The sequence below is a fragment of the Plantactinospora sp. B6F1 genome (genome assembly GCF_040120695.1).
Taxonomy (GTDB): Bacteria; Actinomycetota; Actinomycetes; order Mycobacteriales; family Micromonosporaceae; genus Plantactinospora.
Map to the genome: position 1 here is coordinate 1 of NZ_JBEEAC010000033.1, position 17,554 is coordinate 17,554.

The window sequence follows — 17,554 nt, forward strand, 5'->3', positions numbered from 1 at the left end:
CGCCGGACATCATCCACGAAGTGGCGCCACCCGATGCGGGTGGCGCCACTCGTGTTTCTCGGGACAAGCAACGGACCGGGTAAAAGGGGGTTGGCCGGTTCCCACGGCCCCGACCACCCCCCAACCACTCAGCCGCCCAGGCTGGCTGCTGCCGAGGCGATCGCCGAGGAGAAGTAGCTCACCTGGGTGTAGACGCCAGGATAGTTCCGCCGTGCACATCCGTAGCCCCAGCTGACGATGCCCACCTGGACCAGGCCGCTGCCGCCCTGCCGGAACATCGGGCCGCCCGAGTCGCCCTGGCAGGAGTCGGTACCGCCGGAGAGCGGCCCCGCACAGATCTCCTCGGCGGCGATGACGTCGCCGTCGTACGCCGAGGGACCGTTGCAGACCTCGTCGCTGACGAACGGGACGCTTGCCTTCATCAGGTACCGCTGCTGCGCCCCACCTTCCCGGGTCGCACCCCAGCCGGCGACGGTGAACGTGCCGTTGTCGTAGGCGGTCGAGGTGGCGATCGGCAGGGTGCTGAGCCCGCTGACCGGGCTGGCCAGCCGGATCAACGCCCAGTCGTCGCCGTAGCCGTTGTAGCCGGGCGCCCGGTAGACGTAGTTGGAACGGACCTGGATCCGGCTCGACGACTGGAGGTCCACCACGCCCAGGGTGGCGGTGATGCTGGAGTTGCTGCCTGTACGCCCGACACAGTGTGCGGCGGTGAGCACCAGCCGGGGGCTGTAGAGAGAACCGCCGCAGCCCATCGAGAGTCGGACCATGAACGGGAACTCGCCCTGCGCGGCGCGGGTGCCGCCGACGATGAAGGGTGTGACGTCGGTGTTGTCCGGTGCGGCGCTGGCCGGTGCGGCCAGGATGACACCGCCGGCGGTTGCCGCGGCGAACGCGACGGCGGCCATGCGGCTGAGGAAGCGCCAACGAGCCATGGGGGTCCTCTCCGAGCATCGATGGCGCGCCTTGTGGGCGCGCCTGAGATCACGATGCCGGCAGCGTATGAACTTCCATCGCCATATAGCAATGTGCCGATGTCATCCCGGTTATGTCATACCACTGACCAGGTGATCGTCAGCCGCAGCTGTACCGGGGCTCCGCGAGGTACTTCCAGGTGAACTTCTCCCGCTTGACGACCTTCCCGTCCTTGTGGAAGAGCCGGAACGCGTCCTGGGTGAACCCGTTGATCCCGTTGGTGGGGATGCAGGACGGGCCCGGCTGGAGCTTGATCACCTTTGGCTTGGTGATGTTGCGGCGCGGGCTCCACTCCGTGGTCACCCTGTCGTAGATCTTGGTGCTCCAGATCGACACCGTGATCGAGTTGGAGGTGTGCGAGGTGTCGATCAGGACGCCGTACGGGGTGTTGTTCTTGAACTTGAAGTCGAGGTCCGGCCAGAAGATGGTCGACTCGATGACCGGGGGATAGCGGCTGAACCAGTAGGAGTGCGGCTTGTGCTCCACATCCTCCAGCCCAGCGTAGTACGTCGCGTTGAACAGCGTGGTGGTGAACTGCGAGGTGCCGCCGCCGACCCCCGGTACCAGCTTGCCGTCCAGGATGACCGGCGCGTCCCGGTAGCCCTGGGCGTAGCCCCGCTCCCCGGTGTGCCCGTTGAGTGAGAAGGTCTCGCCGGGCTTCACCACCGTGCCGTCCACGTCCCGGGCGATCGTCACGATGTTCTGGCTGCGCGGCGAGCCGAGACCGCCGGTGAACCTGGTGGTGAAGGTGGAGACCCGCTCCTTGATTCCCATCCTGCTCAGGTCCTCGGCGCTGATCTTCGGCTCGACCGGCTTGAGCTGCGCCCGCACGGTACGGCCGTCGGTCTTCGGCAGTACCGTCAGCAGCTCCCGGGCCAGCGCGGCGGTGTCCACCCGAGAACCGCCGGAGCCGGCCACGATCTTCGGCTTGTTGCCCTGGATCGACATGCTGGCGTCCTTCGGCTTCACCTCGACCCTGCCGAGCTGGCCGGGCAGCGCGGCGCGGAGCTTCTTCTCGTCCATCCGAGGGACGATCTTGCCCGCCTTGTCGGCGGTCAGCACCAGGCTCTTGGCGATCACGGTCGGCGCGATGGTGAAGTTCCCCCGGTCGGTGGTCACCGTCACCGGTCCGGCAACCGCCGGCCTGGCCAGCTCGGTGACCAGCCGGTCGACCTCCTCGGCGGTGGTCGCCGGGTGCGTCTCGACCAGCGGTACCCGCACCGGCTGCCCGCGCAGCCATCCCTCGCGCAACGCCTTCGCCGACTCCTCGGCCTGCAGTCCCCTGCTCGGCTTCGGGTAGACCGGCCGGGGTGTCGTACCGCTGAACGTGATGGCCGGCAACGTCATCCGCTGCCCTGTCCCGCCGGCGATCTTCCGCAGCTCGGCGTCGAGCCTCTCGGCGTCGACGGTGACCACGGGCTCGGTGCTGTGGGAGCCGAAGAGCCGGCTCAACGGGCCCGGGCGGTGCCGGGCGGCCGCCGCCACCGTCGCGTCGACGTCGACCGTCAAGCCGACGGCCGCCGGTGACACCTCGCCGGTCTGGTCGCCGATGTGCACCTGGACCGGCCTGCTGAACGTGCCGGCCCGGGAGTCCAGGTCGGCGCGGAGCGTCTCGACCGCCTCGGCTCGGCTCCGGCCGCCAAGGTCGACGCCGAGCACGCTGGTGCCCCGGGGCACCTCACCGGCGTACGCGTAGCCGGCCGTAGCGCCACCGCTGGCGAGCAGCACGGCGACGGCCGCGCCACCGGTGAGCAGCAGCCGCCGCACCCGGGCCCGAGGCGCCGGTTGTTCGGCGGCTTGCCCCGGAACGGTGGGCCCGGAACCCGGCCCCGGCGCCTTCCCGCCGGCCGACGTGGCGGTGGCGGTGGCGGTGGCGGTCTGCGGGGTGCCTGGGGCGCCGCCACCCGGGCCGTCGCCGTCGTTCTGTCCGACCGGGAGACTGACCGCGGTGATCTGGATGGTGGGACGTTCCTCGGCGGGCACCTTGACGGCGGGCATCCGCACGGTCGGCCGCTCGTCCGCGGGCACTCTGTCGTCGCCGCGCCGGCCGCCGGACCCGTCGCCGTGCTGACTCACGGAGTTGTCGCCGTACTGACTCACGGACACCCCTGCCTCACCGACACCTCAGCGCGATACGGCGGGCGGGCACGACAGCCGCCCGGAAAGGACCTTGACCGACTACGGTAGCCAAAAACTCGACCAGGACCGGCGGCGGGTCCGGTCAGAACGTGCCTGACCTCGGATTACCGCCGCGTCGACCTGGCCTCCGGATCGATCGAACCCGCAGTGGACGGTGCCGGGAAGCGGTCGCGGCACGGGAGCGAAAACGGCGAATAGTCCGATCTCCGACATGGTGCGGCCGAACATCCATGGTGTTCCGTACACCTGGCAGCTCTCGGTACGCCACCGAGCCCGCATATGCTCCGACCGTCTACCCCCTTATCGGAGGCAACGTGATGCGCCGGAACAGACGCGGACGCTCGCTCAAGGCGCTGGGCGTACTGCTCACCAGTGGTGCGCTCGGTGTGACCAGCGGAGTGGCGGCCTTCGCCGCCGAACCCGTGGCGACGCCCTTTCTCAGCGAGATCCATTACGACAACGCCGGTACGGACACCGGCGAGGCGATCGAGGTCGAGGCCCCGGCCGGTACGGACCTGACCGGTTGGCAGCTCGTCCTCTACAACGGCAACAACGGAACCCCGTACCACACCCGGACGCTCAGCGGGACGGTGCCGGCGGCCGGGGTGGTCGTCGCGACGTACCCGACGGACGGCATCCAGAACGGCTCGCCGGACGGGATCGCGCTGGTCGCCCCCGACGGCACCGTCGCCGAGTTCCTCAGCTACGAGGGCGGGATGACCGCGGTCGGTGGCCCGGCCGACGGGCAGGCCGCCACCGACATCGGGGTGGCCGAGGGGAGCGGCACTCCGATCGGGGAGTCCCTCCAGCGGATCGACGGCACCTGGCGGGCACCGGCACTGAACAGCTTCGGCACCCGCAACACCGGCGGCGATCCGGACCCGGATCCGGACCCGGTCGGCTGTGACACCCCGGTCAGCCACACCATCGCCCAGGTCCAGGGCACCGGCGACGCGACGCCGCTGGCCGGTACCCGGGTGACCGTCGAGGGTGTCGTCACCGGCGACCACCGCACCGGCGGGTACAACGGCATCTACCTTCAGACCGCCGGCAGCGGCGGGCGGGCGCCGACCGCCGGTACCGCCTCCGACGGGATCTTCGTCTACCTGACCAGCAACGCCGCCAACCACCCGAGCGTCGCCCTCGGCGACCGGGTCCGGGTAAGCGGTACCGCGAGCGAGTTCAACGGACTCACCCAGGTCAGCATCGCGGCCCGGAGCGACGTGCAGGTCTGCGAGCACCAGGTCGCGCTGCCGGCGCCGGTCGCGCTCTCGCTGCCGCTGGACGCCCCGGCCCGGGAGTCGGTCGAGTCCATGCTGGTCGCCCCGGTCGGCGGGTTCACCGTCTCCGAGGTCTACAACACCAACCGGTACGGCGAGGTCGTGCTCGCCGCCGGTGACCGGCCCGCGGTGATACCGACCGACGTGGCCCGGCCCGGCACCGACGCCGCCCGCGCGGTGGCGGCGGCGAACAGACTCGCCCGACTGCTGGTCGACGACGGCCGGACCACCAACCTGGCCAGTGCCGGACTGCTGCCGCCGTACCTGGCGCCGGGCACTCCGCTGCGGGTCGGCGACTCGGTCGAGGCGTTCGGCCCGACGGTGCTGTCGTACGGGTTCGACGAGTGGCGGCTGCAGCCGACCACCCCGGTCAGCGCGGACACCCCACCGGCCGCCCGGACCACGTTCAAGGCGACCAACCCGCGTACGCCGGCACCCCGGGACGTCGGCGGAGACCTTAAGGTCGGCGCGTTCAACGTGCTGAACTACTTCGTGCACTTCGGCGGCGACGCCCGGGGTGCCGAGGACGAGGCGGCGCTGGCCAAGCAGGAGGCGAAGATCGTCTCGGCGATCAACGCGCTCGGCGCCGACGTGGTCGCCCTCCAGGAGATCGAGAACTCGGTCCGGTTCAACGCCGCCGACCCGCAGCAGGCGCTCAAGCGGCTCGTCGCCGCGCTGAACACCGCGGCCGGCGCCGGCACCTGGGACTACGTGCGTACCCCGGCGGAGCTGCCGGCCGCGGCCCAGCAGGACGTCATCACCACCGCGATCATCTTCAAGCCGGCCAAGGCGCAGCCGAAGGGCGCGTCCCGGTCGGTCAACGACGAGACGGTGTGGTTCAACGCCCGGGAGCCGATCGCGCAGACCTTCACGGCCGGCGCGACCACCTTCACCGTGGTGGCCAACCACCTCAAGTCGAAGGGCGGCTCCGACTCGGCGACCGGGGACAACGCCGACAGCGGGGACGGGCAGGGCGCGTTCAACGGTGACCGGGTCCGGCAGGCCGGTGCGCTGACCGCCTTCGTCGACCGGCTCAAGGCCGACAGCGGCAGCGACCAGGTGCTGCTGCTCGGCGACTTCAACGCCTACACCCGGGAGGACCCGATGCAGGTCCTCTACGACGCCGGGTACGTCGACCTGAACGACACCGGCAGGGCCAGTTACGTCTTCGGTGGCGAGTCCGGCTCGCTGGACCATGCGGTCGCCTCGGCGTCGCTGGCGGAACGGGTCACCGGGGTCGACGTCTGGCAGATCAACTCGCACGAGTCGTACGCCTTCCAGTACGACGGGCACCCGGCGTTCTTCGCCGCGGACCCGTACCGGGCCAGCGACCACAACCCGATCGTGGTGGGCCTGGAGACCGGGGCGACCGGACCGGTCGACCTGCGACTGCTCAGCGTCAACGACTTCCACGGTCGCCTGGAGTCGCCCGGCAACGCGCCGGACGGCCGCCCGGTCGGCGGTGCCGCCCAGGTCGCCGGACTGGTGGACCAGCTCCGTGCGGAGAACCCGAACACCCTGTTCGTCTCCGGCGGCGACAACATCGGCGCCTCCACCTTCGTCTCGGCGATCGACGACGACAACCCGACGATCGACGCACTGAACGCGATGGGGCTGGCCGCCTCGGCGGTCGGCAACCACGAGTTCGACAAGGGAGTCGCGGACCTGACCGGCCGGGTGACCGACCGGGCCGACTTTCCGCTGCTCGGGGCCAACGTCTACCGGGACGACGAGCGGGTGCTGCCGGCGTACTCGATCAGCAGCGTCGGCGGGATCCAGGTCGGCTTCGTCGGTGTGGTGACCGAGCAGACCGCCTCGCTGGTCAGTCCGGACGGCATCGCCGGGATCACCTTCCGGGAGCCGGTGGCCGAGGCGAACGCCGTGGCCGCACAGCTCAAGGACGGCAACCCGGCCAACGGCGAGGCCGACGTGGTGGTGCTGCTCGCCCACGAGGGCGCGGCGACCGAGAACATCGGCTCGGCCGAGGCGCTGGCGAACGACCCGGTCTTCGGGAAGTTCACCCGGGCCGACGCCACCATCGACGTCATCTTCAGCGGCCACACCCACCAGCCGTACGCCTTCGAGGTGCCGGTGCCCGGCACCGACCGGCTGCGGCCGGTGGTGCAGGCCGAGGACTACGGCAAGCGGCTGGGCCGGGTCGACCTGACCTTCGACCCGGCCACCGGTACGGTCACCGCGGCCGACGCCGCGCTCGTCGACGTGGTCGGCGCGCCGCAGCACCCGGGGGTCGCGCAGATCGTGGCGGCGGCCAAGGAGCGGGCCCAGGAGCTGGGTCAGCGGCCGCTCGGGTCGATCACCGCGGACATCAGGCGGGCGTACAACGAGGCCGGCAACGAGGACCGGGGCAAGGAGTCGGTGCTCGGCAACTTCATCGCCGACGTGCAGCTCGCCGGCACCAGCGCGGCCGGCCGGGGCGGGGCGCAGATCGCGTTCATGAACCCGGGCGGTCTCCGGGCCGACCTGCTGTACGCCCCGGACGGAGTGGTCACGTACGCGGAGGCGTTCTCGGTGCAGCCGTTCGCCAACGACGTGGTGACGAAGACGTACACCGGGGCCCAGCTCAAGCAGGTGCTGGAGCAGCAGTGGCAGCCGGCGGGGGCCTCCCGGCCGGTGCTCTGGCTCGGCGTCTCCAAGGGATTCCGCTACACCTACGACCCGGAGGCCGCGCAGGGCTCCCGAATCACGTCGATGTCCCTGAACGACACCCCGATCGACCCGAGCGGCAGCTACCGGGTGACGGTGAACTCGTTCCTCGCGGCCGGCGGGGACAACTTCGCCACCCTGGCCGAGGGCACCGACCGGGTCACCACCGGTGACAACGACCTGACCATGCTGACCGGCTACCTCACCGAGAACTCGCCGGTCACCGCCGACCCGGCGCCCCGCTCGGCGGTCGGCCGGCCCGGCCCGGAGTGCACCACGACGATCACCGGTCGGCACAACCGGCCGCTGACCGTCTTCTCCGGGCTCACCTGCCTGGAGAACGCCACCGTCACCGGTCCGGTGACCGTGCTGCCCGGCGCGTCGCTGCTGGCGACCGGCGGCAGCATCTCCGGCCCGGTGACCGCCACCGGATCGGCGCTGCTCAGCCTGAGCGGCACCCGGGTCTCCGGCCCGGTGACGGTGGTCGCCGCGACCGGAGCGGTGCTGGTGGAGAAGGGCAGGGTGAGCGGTGCGGTCTCGATCGCGCTCAGCAGTGCCGGGGTACGGGTCGACACCGTCACCGTCTCCGGCCCGGTCTCGCTGGTCGGCAACGCCGGCAGCCAGCCGGTGCTGGTCGCCGGCAACACCATCAGCGGGCCGCTGAGCTGCCTGGCCAACTCCCCGGCGCCGGGCAACGACGGCCGGACCAACACGGTCCGGGGCCCGGCGACCGGACAGTGTGCCAGGCTGTGACCGACGGTCTCAGTACGGACCGACAGTCGAGGTGACGTGTCACGACTGCGGGCCCGGACCGGTGACCGGTCCGGGCCCGCGGTCGTCCGTCGTGAGGTGCCCCGGGCGGCGCGTCTTCCGTGGGCGGGAGGGACGAGGGTGAGCGGGTACCAGCCCGTACCGTTGCCGGCCGGCGCCGGCGCGACGTGCCGGGACGACCTGGTGACCGGGCTGACCGGCTGGGCCCGGTCCCGGCCGATGCGGGACCTGGTGGCCGCGTTCGGCGACGAGTTGCCCGACCGGCTCGATCCGGCCGAGCTGCTGGGCTGGCTCGACGACTTCTCCGCCCGGCACTGGGACTTCCGCAGTCGGCACGGTGCGGTCGAGCGGGACGAGGTCGGCGAGACCGCGCTCGCCCCCGGCGTCGCCGATCTGGTCCGGTCGGCCGCGCAGGCGCTCGGCCTGGCCGGTCCGCGCCCGGTGCCCGACCGGCGGTACGACCACCTGCTGGTGCTCGGCGGGCTGGCCCGGTCCTGCCTGCAACGGACCGGCTACGCCGCCCGGTTGGTCGACACCGGGGCCGTCGAGGCCGGTGAGATCGCCGCGCTGGGCAGCTTCCGCCCGCTGCGCCCGGTCGAACTCGACCGGCTGCACCTTCCCACCGACGAGCACGCCAGGCGGCTGAACGGCGGATACGAGGTGGACGCGATGGACCTGGGCGTCCGGGCCGCGTTCGGGTGGCCGCCGGTCGTCGAGGAACGGCGCTCGGCGGGCGAGCTCGACCACCGGTCCTGGTCGGTCGCCGTCTATCGTCCCGCCGCCCGGCCGGTGGTGCGGGTACTGGCCGCGCCGTCGACGGAGCCGGCGACCCGACGGGCGCACACCTCCGACACGTACCACTTCTGGGCGACGGAACTGAAGCCGGCGGCCGGGGACCGGGTACTGGTGCTGACCTCACAGATCTACGTGCCGTTCCAGCACTGCGACGCGATCCTGACGCTCGGGCTCGGCTACGGCTGCCAGGTGGACACGATCGGGCTGGACCCGAGCCTCCTCCCCGGACCCGGGCCGGTCGAGCCTGGCGCGGACCGCTACCTCCAGGAAATTCGTTCCGCCATCCGATCGGTACGCAACCTGCTCAAAGCGCTCGGGGAAGCACCGTCCGGGCACGTGCCGTAGACCGATGGCACAATGCACAGTCCCTTATGGATGGCAATCCGGATTTCTCGCCTGGACCGTGCCAGAGTAGGGGTTTGCCAGCACCGGACCGCCGGATCGGCCCGGTGTGATCGGCCTAACGGACCATCTTCCCGCGTGAACCGGAAACGGGGCAGCGCGCCGAATAAAGAAAGCCTTAAGGTAGCTCCTGCGTCGCCCCGCGGGGGGCAAACTCCCTATCTGGGCAGTGCGACGCGTCATCTGTTGCGAGGAGTCCCCTTGCCTCCACGTTCCATTTCCCGGCCGTTGGCGTTCGCCTCGGCCATTGCGCTCGCCGCGACCACCGTCGTCGCCGGTGCCCCGGCCGCGCAGGCCAGCCACCCCGGCGATCCCGGCGCTCCGAGCACGCTGACCAGCAGCAACGGCACCAACACCATCAGCTTCAGCGGCGGATCCACCCTGCGGCTCACCCCGTTTGAGGAGGATTCGTCGTACATCACCACCATGCACGGCGCCGCCTGGGCACCCGACGGTAGCCGGGCGATCTTTGCCACCGAGGCCGGCGACGTCCTGACGATCCGGCGCGACGACGGCAGCAACTACTGGTGGGTCTCGCCCTACCGGGAGGCGACCGAACCCGCCCCGGTGCTGCGGCGCAGCCCGGTCTACCGGAGCGAGGGCATTGGCGTGCTCTGGTCGGCCAAGGAGCCGGGCTCTCCATGGCGGATCGAGGTGCAGGTCGCCTCAGGCGGCTTCCTGCCGTTCCCGGTCACCCCGGACGACGGGCGGCACTACCTAAACCCGGACTCCGGGCCCGGTCCGCTCTTCGTCTACCAGTCCCAGGGTGGCTCGGCGGACGCGCCGTCCGGGCCCTCACAGGTCGGCGTATTCGACGGCAGCGGCTACCACACGATCCTGGACGATGCCAGCAACCCGTCCATCTCGCCGAACGGCAAGCGGGTGGCGTTCGTACGCGGCGGTCAGATCTACGCCGCCAACATCGACGGCAGCAACGTCGTCGCGGTCACGTCGAACGCGGTCAGCCACGATCACCCGACATGGTCGCCCGATGGCAACACCATCGCGTTCACCAACGGCAGCGGCGTGGCGACCGCGCCTGCCGACGGCAGCCGGGCGGCGAACCCGACGCCGGTACCCGGGCTGTCCGGCGTGCCGTCGTACCAGCCGCGCCGGACGGACACCGTGGCCCGGCTCTCCGGAGCGAACCGGTTCGGCACCGCGAACGCCGTCTCCCAGGCGCACTGGGCGACCGCGTCCAACCCGGACGACCCGCGCCAGTTCGCGGAGGCGGTCGTGCTCTCCCGGTCGGACCTCTTCGCCGACGCGCTCGGCGGTGCGGCGCTGGCCGCCGCGAAGCAGGGTCCGCTGCTGATGACCCCGTCGGCGGGGTTGAACGCGGCTGTCGAGGGTGAGATCCGACGGATCCTGCCCACCGGCAAGACCGTCTACCTGCTCGGTAGCTCGGGCGCGATCTCGACGAGGGTGGAAAGCCAGGTCAAGGCGCTGGGCTACCAGGTCAAGCGGCTCGACGGTGAGAACCGGTACAGCACCTCGGTTGCCATCGCCAAGGAGATCAACCCGAACCCGACGTACGTGCTCGCCGCCACCGGCGTCAACTTCCCGGACGCGCTCTCGGCGGGTGCGGCGGCCGGCTCGTTCAACGTTCCCGGTACCGGCCAGTCCGCGGTGGTCGTCCTGACCGCCGGCAACAACCTGCCGGTCCCGACCAGGAACTACCTCAACGAGGTCCGGTCGACGTCGGCGATCGTGGGTATCGGCGTCCAGGGGGCCACGGCGACCGCGGCGTACAACCCGATCAAGATCTACGGGCCTGACCGCTACGAGACGTCCCTCCGCGTCGCTTGGGCGTTCTTCGGCGGCACCGACCATGCCGGCATGGCGACCGGGCTGGACTGGCCGGACGCGCTCGCCGGTGGTGCCCTGATGGCGACGATCAACGCTCCGTTGCTGCTCACCCGGGGCAACCAGTCCACGCTCTCCTTCCAGCCCGAGCTCTTCTTCGACGAGCACAGCGGGTCTCTGGACACCGCACTGATCCTCGGGGGAACGGGCGTCGTCTCGACGGGGCAGCAGGCACCGACCGGACGATGGATCAGCGGTCCGGGTGGCTACACCGTGGTGCAGAACCCGACCAACATCGGGATCGTCGGCCTCGACCGGGGCACGGCAGGCCTTCGGGCGGCGACGGCGGTGGACCCCAGCCGGGTCCGTACCCCTGAGCAGCTGCAGGCGGCCGTGGACGGGCTGGAGGACCGGCTCGCCCAGCGGTAAACACGCACGGCAATGCCAGAGGGGCCGGTCGACCGACCGGCCCCTCTGCATGTCCGGGGGGATCTACCCGGCGGTGTCCTGGATCGCCTGCCGGAAGACCCGGGAGCGGTGTGCGTAGTTGTCGAAGCGTCCGTAGCTGGGGGCTGCCGGGGAGAGCAGCACCACCCCGCCGGCCGGGGTGCGCTGGCGGCCGAGCCGGACCGCCTCGGGCAGGTCCTGGGCGGCCAGCGTGGTGATGGTGCCGAGGTCCTTGACCACGTCCAGGATCCGGGGGCCGCTGTCCGGGATGCCGATCAGGGTGGCGACGATCTGCTCTCCGGCGAGGAAGTCGCGCAGCGGGGTGTAGTCCACGCCCCGGTCCTCACCGCCGACGATCACAGTCAGCGGGCGACCGGCGTACGCCTCGATGGCGTGGATCGCCGACTGCGGAATGGTCGAGAGCGAGTCGTCGACGAAGGTGATCCCGGAGGGGTCCTCGATCGGGGTGAGCCGGTGCTCCAGAGTCGGCAGACTCGCGAGCGCGGCGGCGAGCCGGTCCCGTTCGGCGAGACAGTCGACGCCGACCGCCCGCAGCGCGGTCAACGCCACGCAGAGGTTCCCCTCGTTGTGCCGGCCGACCAGCGGCAGCGCGGAACGCGGAAAGAGCCGATCGTCACCGAGGCGTACCCAGCGGGTGCCGTCGGGTTCGGCGGTCACCTGAAAGGTGGGCTCGCCCGCGGGGGTGGTCGCCGAGCCGGCGGGAAGCAGTGGCAGGCCGGGCCGGGCCGCGAGTTCGGCGCTTAGCCGGTCGTCGTGGGCGTTGAACGCCACCCACCGGGGCCGGTGGGCGACGAGGTTCAGTTTGTGCCGGTAGTACTCGGCCTCGCCACCGGCCCAGTCCAGGTGTTCCGGTGCGAGTGAGGTGAGCACCGCGACCTCGGGCGAGTCGGTCAGGTCGGCGCACTGGTACATCGAGAGTTCCAGGACGTAGCGCGGCGCGGGCGGCAGGTCGAGCACTGGTACGCCGATGTTGCCGCCCATCACGTTGGGGCGGTCGACGGCGGTGAGCAGGTGACTGATCAGGTTGGTGGTGGTGCTCTTGCCCTTGCTGCCGGTGACCCCGATCGTGCTGGCCGCGTGCTCGGCCATCCACAGCGCCGTACCACTGGTGATCGGGATGCCGCGCTCGCGCAGGCGCACCACCCAGGGGTGGGTCTCGCCGATCACCGGGGAGCGGACGACGACGTCCGATCCGAGCAGTACGTCCAGGGCCGCGGGGCCGGTGTGCAGCGGGGCGAGTTCGGCGAGCCGGCCCGTCCAGGGCTTGGCGGCGTACGTCTCCCGATCCATCACCGCGACCAGGCTGGCCGGCCCGACCGGGGCGATCGCGTTGATCGCCGCGGCGCCCTCCCGGCCGGTGCCCCAGACCGCGACCCGACGCCCGCGCAGATCCGCCAGCTGCACCTGCAAACTCCCTCCGGTACGCGCCCAAACTCTAGTCCCGGCGCCCGGTGCTCCGGGCGGGGACGCCGACCCGGGCGGTGGCCGACCCGGGCGGTGGCCGACCCGGGCGTCGGTCGCCGGAAGTGTGAGCTTCGCCGCCGGGCGAGCGAGTCGGGAAAATCGCTTGTGAGTGAGTGACTCACTCATTAATGTTGCGCCGTGCACTCGGAGACTCCCTCGGGCCGGGCCCGGCCGCTTCCGCCCGAGGAGCGGCGGGCCGCACTGATCACGGCCACCCTGGCCCTGATCAGCGAGCACGGGGTCAAGGTCACCACCCGGCAGATCGCCGAGGCGGCCGGGGTGGCCGAGGGCACCATCTTCCGGGTCTTCCCGCACAAGGACGGGTTGGTTCGGGTGGCCGTCGAGACCGCCCTCGACCCGGCCCCGTTGCTGGAGGAGCTGGCGGCACTCGACCTGGATACTCCGCTGCCGCAGCGGCTCACCCAGCTGGCCGCGATCCTCCAGCGTCGGCTCACCAGCATCTTCAACCTGCTGCACTCCGTCGGCATGCACGGGCCGCCGGAGCCCGAGGCGTCCGGTCGGCGCGGTGCCGCCGGGGTCCGTTCGCCGAACGAGGAGATCCACCAGGCCGTCATCCGGGTGCTGGAGCCGGACGCCGACCGTTTCCGCTATCCGCTGCCCGAGGTGGCCCGACTGCTGCGACTGCTGACCTTCGCCGGCTCGCACCCCCGGATCTCCGACAACGAACCACTCAGACCCGAGATGATCGCCGCCGTACTGCTCGACGGGATGCGGCAGCCCGAGTCCGCCACGCCCGAGTCCGGCTCGGGACGCTGTGCAGAACACAACAGACCGGACCGGCCATGACCGGTCACCGCGTCCTCGATTCCGGGGGGTCGTCGATGCTGAACCGACTACTGCGTACCTATCTGCGGCCGTACGGCCGACCGCTCACCGCCGTGGTGCTGCTGCAACTCGTCGGCACCATGGCCTCGCTCTACCTGCCCAGCCTCAACGCCGACATCATCGACAAGGGCATCGCCCGGGGGGACACCGGCTACATCGTCCGCATCGGCGGCTGGATGCTGCTGGTCACCCTGGCCCAGATCGCCTGCTCGATCGCCGCGGTCTACTTCGGGGCCCGGACGGCGATGAGCTTCGGTCGGGACGTACGCGGGGCGATCTTCCACCGGGTGATGGGCTTCTCCGCCCGGGAGGTCGGCCAGTTCGGTGCACCGTCGTTGATCACCCGCAACACCAACGACGTGCAACAGGTGCAGATGCTCGTCGTGGTGACCTGCACGATGCTGGTCGCCGCGCCGATCACGCTGCTCGGTGGTGTGATCATGGCGCTGCGCGAGGACGTCGGCCTTTCCTGGCTGATGCTGGTCTGCGTACCGGTGCTGGTGTTGGCGATCGGCTTGGTGATCCGCCGGATGGTGCCGCAGTTCCGGCTGATGCAGACCCGGATCGACACCGTCAACCGGGTACTGCGGGAGCAGATCACCGGCATCCGGGTGGTGCGGGCGTTCGTCCGGGAGCCGTACGAGACCCGGCGGTTCGAGGCGGCGAACGAAGACCTGACCGACACCGCGCTGCGGGTCGGCCGGCTGATGGCACTGATCTTCCCGACCGTGATGTTGGTGCTCAACCTGTCGAGCGTGGCGGTGCTGTGGTTCGGCGCGCACCGGATCGACTCGGGTCAGATCCAGATCGGGGCGCTGACCGCCTTCCTGACCTACCTGATGTTCATCCTGATGTCCGTCATGATGGCGACCTTCATGTTGATGATGGTGCCCAGGGCGGCGGTCTGCGCCGAACGGATCATGGAGGTGCTGCGTACCGGCTCGTCGGTCGTCGCGCCTGCGGAGCCGGTACGCGAGGTCCGGCTCCGGGGCGAGCTGGAGCTGCGGAACGTGCAGTTCCAGTACCCGGGGGCGGCGGCACCGGTGCTCCGGGACATCTCGTTCCGGGCCAGGGCCGGCCAGACGACGGCGATCATCGGTAGCACCGGTGCGGGCAAGACGACGCTGCTCGGGCTGGTACCCCGGCTCTTCGACGTCACCGACGGCGCGGTACTGGTCGACGGGGTCGACGTCCGCGAACTCGACGCCGACCTGCTCTGGGACCGGATCGGCCTGGTGCCGCAGCGGCCGTACCTCTTCTCCGGCACCGTCGCCAGCAACCTGCGTTACGGCAAACCGGACGCGACCGACGACGAACTCTGGACCAGCCTGGAGATCGCCCAGGCCCGCGACTTCGTCGAGGCGCTGCCGGAAGGGCTGGACGCTCCGGTGGCCCAGGGCGGGACGAACCTCTCCGGCGGGCAGCGGCAACGGCTGGCGATCGCCCGAGCCCTGGTACGCCGCCCGGAGATCTACCTCTTCGACGACTCGTTCTCCGCCCTCGACCTCGGTACCGACGCCCGGCTGCGGGCCGCGCTCAGACCGGTCACCGCCGAGGCCGCGGTGGTGATCGTGGCGCAGCGGGTCTCCACCATCCTGGACGCCGACCAGATCATCGTGCTGGAGGGCGGGGCGGTGGTCGGCGCGGGCCGGCACACCGAGCTGCTGGAGAGCTGCCCGACCTACGCCGAGATCGTCGAGTCCCAGCTAACCGTCGAGGTGACCGCATGACCAGCGGAGACAACGGCATGGCCGGCGGAGACAACGGCATGGCCAGCGGGACGAACGGCATGACCAGCGGGACGAACGGCGTTGCCAGCGGAGACAACGGCGCGGCCGGCGGGCAGACCGTCGTGGCCAGTGGGAAGAACGGAAAGTCGGCCCGGGCGACACCGGCCCGGCTGCCGGGCGGCGGCGCTCCCCGGGGCGGTCCGGCGTGGGCCACCGCCGGGATGCCGGCCGAGAAGTCGATGAACTTCGGCCCGTCGGCCCGGCGGCTACTGGGCCTGCTCCGGCCGCACCGACTGTCACTGACCGTGGTGATCCTGCTGGCGGTCGTCAGTGTCGGGCTGTCGGTGGCCGGGCCGAAGATCCTCGGGTACGCCACCGACGTGATCTTCTCCGGGCTGCTCGGCCGGCAGCTACCGGCCGGCATCACCGCCGAGCAGGCCGCCGAGGGTGCCCGGGCGGCCGGCAACGACGGCTTCGCCGAGCTGTTGCTGAAGATGGAGGTCATCCCCGGCGTCGGCATCGACTTCGAGCGGCTCGCCCGGATCCTGCTGCTCGCGGTCCTGCTCTTCCTCGCCGCCAGCCTGTTCGGCTGGCTCCAGGGCTACATCCTGAACGGCGCCGTGCAGAGCACCATCCGGCAGCTGCGCTCGGACGTGGAGGCCAAGCTCAACCGGCTGCCGCTGCCTTACTTCGACGGCCAGCCCCGGGGCGAGTTGCTCAGCCGGGTCACCAACGACATCGACAACATCTCGCAGACCCTGCAACAGACCCTCAGCCAGCTGCTCACCTCGCTGCTCACCGTGGTCGGCGTACTGGGGGTGATGTTCTGGATCTCGCCGCTGCTGGCCGTGGTCGCGCTGATCGCGGTACCGGTCTCGGTGGTGGTGACCAAGCAGATCGCGAAGCGGTCGCAGAAGCAGTTCATCGCGCAGTGGACGCACACCGGCGCGCTGAACGGTCAGATCGAGGAGGCGTTCACCGGGCACGAACTGGTGAAGGTCTTCGGCCGGCAGCGCGAGGTGGAGGCGGCCTTCGGCGCGAAGAACGAGGAGCTGTTCAGGGCGAGCTTCGCCGCCCAGTTCGTCTCCGGCATCATCATGCCGTCGATGATGTTCATCGGAAACCTGAGCTACGTGCTGATCGCGGTGATCGGCGGGCTGCGGGTCGCGTCCGGGGCGATGACCCTCGGCGACGTGCAGGCGTTCATCCAGTACTCCCGGCAGTTCACCCAGCCGCTGACCCAGGTCGCCTCGATGGCGAACCTGCTCCAGTCCGGGGTCGCTTCGGCGGAGCGGGTCTTCGACGTACTCGACGCGGAGGAGCAGACCCCGGATCCGGCCGTGCCGGCCCGGCTCACGGCGCGGCACGGCCGGGTCGAGTTCGAACACGTCTCGTTCCGGTACGAGCCGGAGAAGCCGCTGATCGACGACCTGTCACTGGTCGCCGAGCCGGGGCACACGGTGGCGATCGTCGGCCCGACCGGGGCCGGCAAGACCACCCTGGTCAACCTGGTGATGCGCTTCTACGAGTTGGACGCCGGACGGATCACCCTGGACGGGGTCGACCTGACCGAACTGCGTCGGGACACCCTGCGCAGCGAGATCGGCATGGTGCTCCAGGACACCTGGCTGTTCGGCGGGACGATCCGGGACAACATCGCGTACGGCGACCCGGACGCGTCCGAGGAACAGATCCTCGCGGCGGCGAAGGCGACCTTCGTCGACCGGTTCGTCCGCAGCCTGCCGGACGGCTACGACACCGTCATCGACGAGGAGGGCAACAACGTCAGCGCGGGCGAGAAGCAACTCATCACCATCGCCCGGGCGTTCCTGGCCAACCCGTCGCTGCTGATCCTGGACGAGGCGACGAGTTCGGTGGACACCCGCACCGAGGTGCTGCTCCAGCGGGCGATGGCCGCGCTGCGGGCGGACCGGACCAGTTTCGTGATCGCGCACCGGCTGTCGACCATCCGGGACGCCGACCTCATTCTGGTGATGGAGAGCGGCCGGATCGTCGAGCAGGGCACCCACGACGAACTGCTGGCCGCGCAGGGCGCGTACCACCGGCTCTACCACGCGCAGTTCTCCCAGCCGGTGGCCGACATCGAGCCGGCGGTACTGGCCGGGCCGGGCGGCGTACCAGGCGGGACACCCCGACCGCGGGGGTGACGGGCGAAGGACGAGGTGGGTTGAGCCGGCCGGGGCATCGCCCCGGCCG

General features: G+C 70.8%; 9 protein-coding genes. 6 read left to right on the forward strand and 3 right to left on the reverse strand.

Annotation, left to right across the window (positions count from 1 at the left end):
- Positions 1-128: 128 nt before the first annotated feature.
- Both ABNF97_RS28100 and ABNF97_RS28105 read right to left on the reverse strand, forming a co-directional pair.
- Positions 129-932: a trypsin-like serine protease gene (locus ABNF97_RS28100; protein ID WP_130465535.1), complete on the reverse strand. Its 804-nt coding sequence runs from the start codon at positions 930-932 to the stop codon at positions 129-131.
- 139 nt (positions 933-1,071) lie between these two features.
- Positions 1,072-2,970: a VanW family protein gene (locus ABNF97_RS28105; RefSeq protein ID WP_349340417.1), complete on the reverse strand. Its 1,899-nt coding sequence runs from the start codon at positions 2,968-2,970 to the stop codon at positions 1,072-1,074.
- A gap of 458 nt (positions 2,971-3,428) precedes the next feature.
- Here ABNF97_RS28105 and ABNF97_RS28110 point away from each other — a divergent pair, with 458 nt between their 5' ends.
- From ABNF97_RS28110 to ABNF97_RS28120, 3 genes are all read left to right on the forward strand, one after another.
- The gene (locus ABNF97_RS28110) at positions 3,429-7,808 is read left to right on the forward strand and encodes an ExeM/NucH family extracellular endonuclease (protein ID WP_349340381.1); all 4,380 of its coding nucleotides are present in this window, start codon (positions 3,429-3,431) and stop codon (positions 7,806-7,808) included.
- A 138-nt stretch (positions 7,809-7,946) separates the two neighbouring features.
- Positions 7,947-8,966, forward strand: coding sequence for a hypothetical protein (locus ABNF97_RS28115; protein ID WP_349340382.1), 1,020 nt, complete (start codon positions 7,947-7,949; stop codon positions 8,964-8,966).
- A 258-nt stretch (positions 8,967-9,224) separates the two neighbouring features.
- Positions 9,225-11,258, forward strand: a complete 2,034-nt coding sequence (locus ABNF97_RS28120) for a cell wall-binding repeat-containing protein (protein WP_349340383.1) — start codon at positions 9,225-9,227, stop codon at positions 11,256-11,258.
- 63 nt (positions 11,259-11,321) lie between these two features.
- On the opposite strand, the gene murD is transcribed toward ABNF97_RS28120, so the two are convergent.
- Entirely contained in the window at positions 11,322-12,701 is a 1,380-nt protein-coding gene (murD, locus tag ABNF97_RS28125) for a UDP-N-acetylmuramoyl-L-alanine--D-glutamate ligase (RefSeq protein WP_349340384.1), read from the reverse strand.
- Between the two features lie 198 nt (positions 12,702-12,899).
- Here murD and ABNF97_RS28130 point away from each other — a divergent pair, with 198 nt between their 5' ends.
- From ABNF97_RS28130 to ABNF97_RS28140, 3 genes are read left to right on the forward strand one after another with little or no spacing between them, the layout of a single operon-like run.
- Positions 12,900-13,568 carry a TetR/AcrR family transcriptional regulator gene (locus ABNF97_RS28130; protein ID WP_349340385.1) on the forward strand — a complete coding sequence of 223 codons (669 nt, stop codon included), beginning with the start codon at positions 12,900-12,902 and terminating at the stop codon, positions 13,566-13,568.
- Between the two features lie 35 nt (positions 13,569-13,603).
- Positions 13,604-15,337, forward strand: a complete 1,734-nt coding sequence (locus ABNF97_RS28135; RefSeq protein WP_130465529.1) for an ABC transporter transmembrane domain-containing protein — start codon at positions 13,604-13,606, stop codon at positions 15,335-15,337.
- Positions 15,334-17,505 carry an ABC transporter transmembrane domain-containing protein gene (locus tag ABNF97_RS28140; protein ID WP_502930559.1) on the forward strand — a complete coding sequence of 724 codons (2,172 nt, stop codon included), beginning with the start codon at positions 15,334-15,336 and terminating at the stop codon, positions 17,503-17,505. Before ABNF97_RS28135 ends, ABNF97_RS28140 begins: the two co-directional genes overlap by 4 nt.
- Positions 17,506-17,554: the final 49 nt, after the last annotated feature.

Excerpts from the sequence above, each read along its gene's own strand:
- ABNF97_RS28135 (WP_130465529.1), top strand. The coding sequence starts at position 13,604 with ATGCTGAACCGACTACTGCGTACCTATCTGCGGCCGTACGGCCGACCG.
- ABNF97_RS28140 (WP_502930559.1), top strand. The coding sequence starts at position 15,334 with ATGACCAGCGGAGACAACGGCATGGCCGGCGGAGACAACGGCATGGCC.
- ABNF97_RS28100 (WP_130465535.1), bottom strand. The coding sequence starts at position 932 with ATGGCTCGTTGGCGCTTCCTCAGCCGCATGGCCGCCGTCGCGTTCGCC.
- ABNF97_RS28110 (WP_349340381.1), top strand. The coding sequence starts at position 3,429 with ATGCGCCGGAACAGACGCGGACGCTCGCTCAAGGCGCTGGGCGTACTG.
- ABNF97_RS28105 (WP_349340417.1), bottom strand. The coding sequence starts at position 2,970 with ATGCCCGCCGTCAAGGTGCCCGCCGAGGAACGTCCCACCATCCAGATC.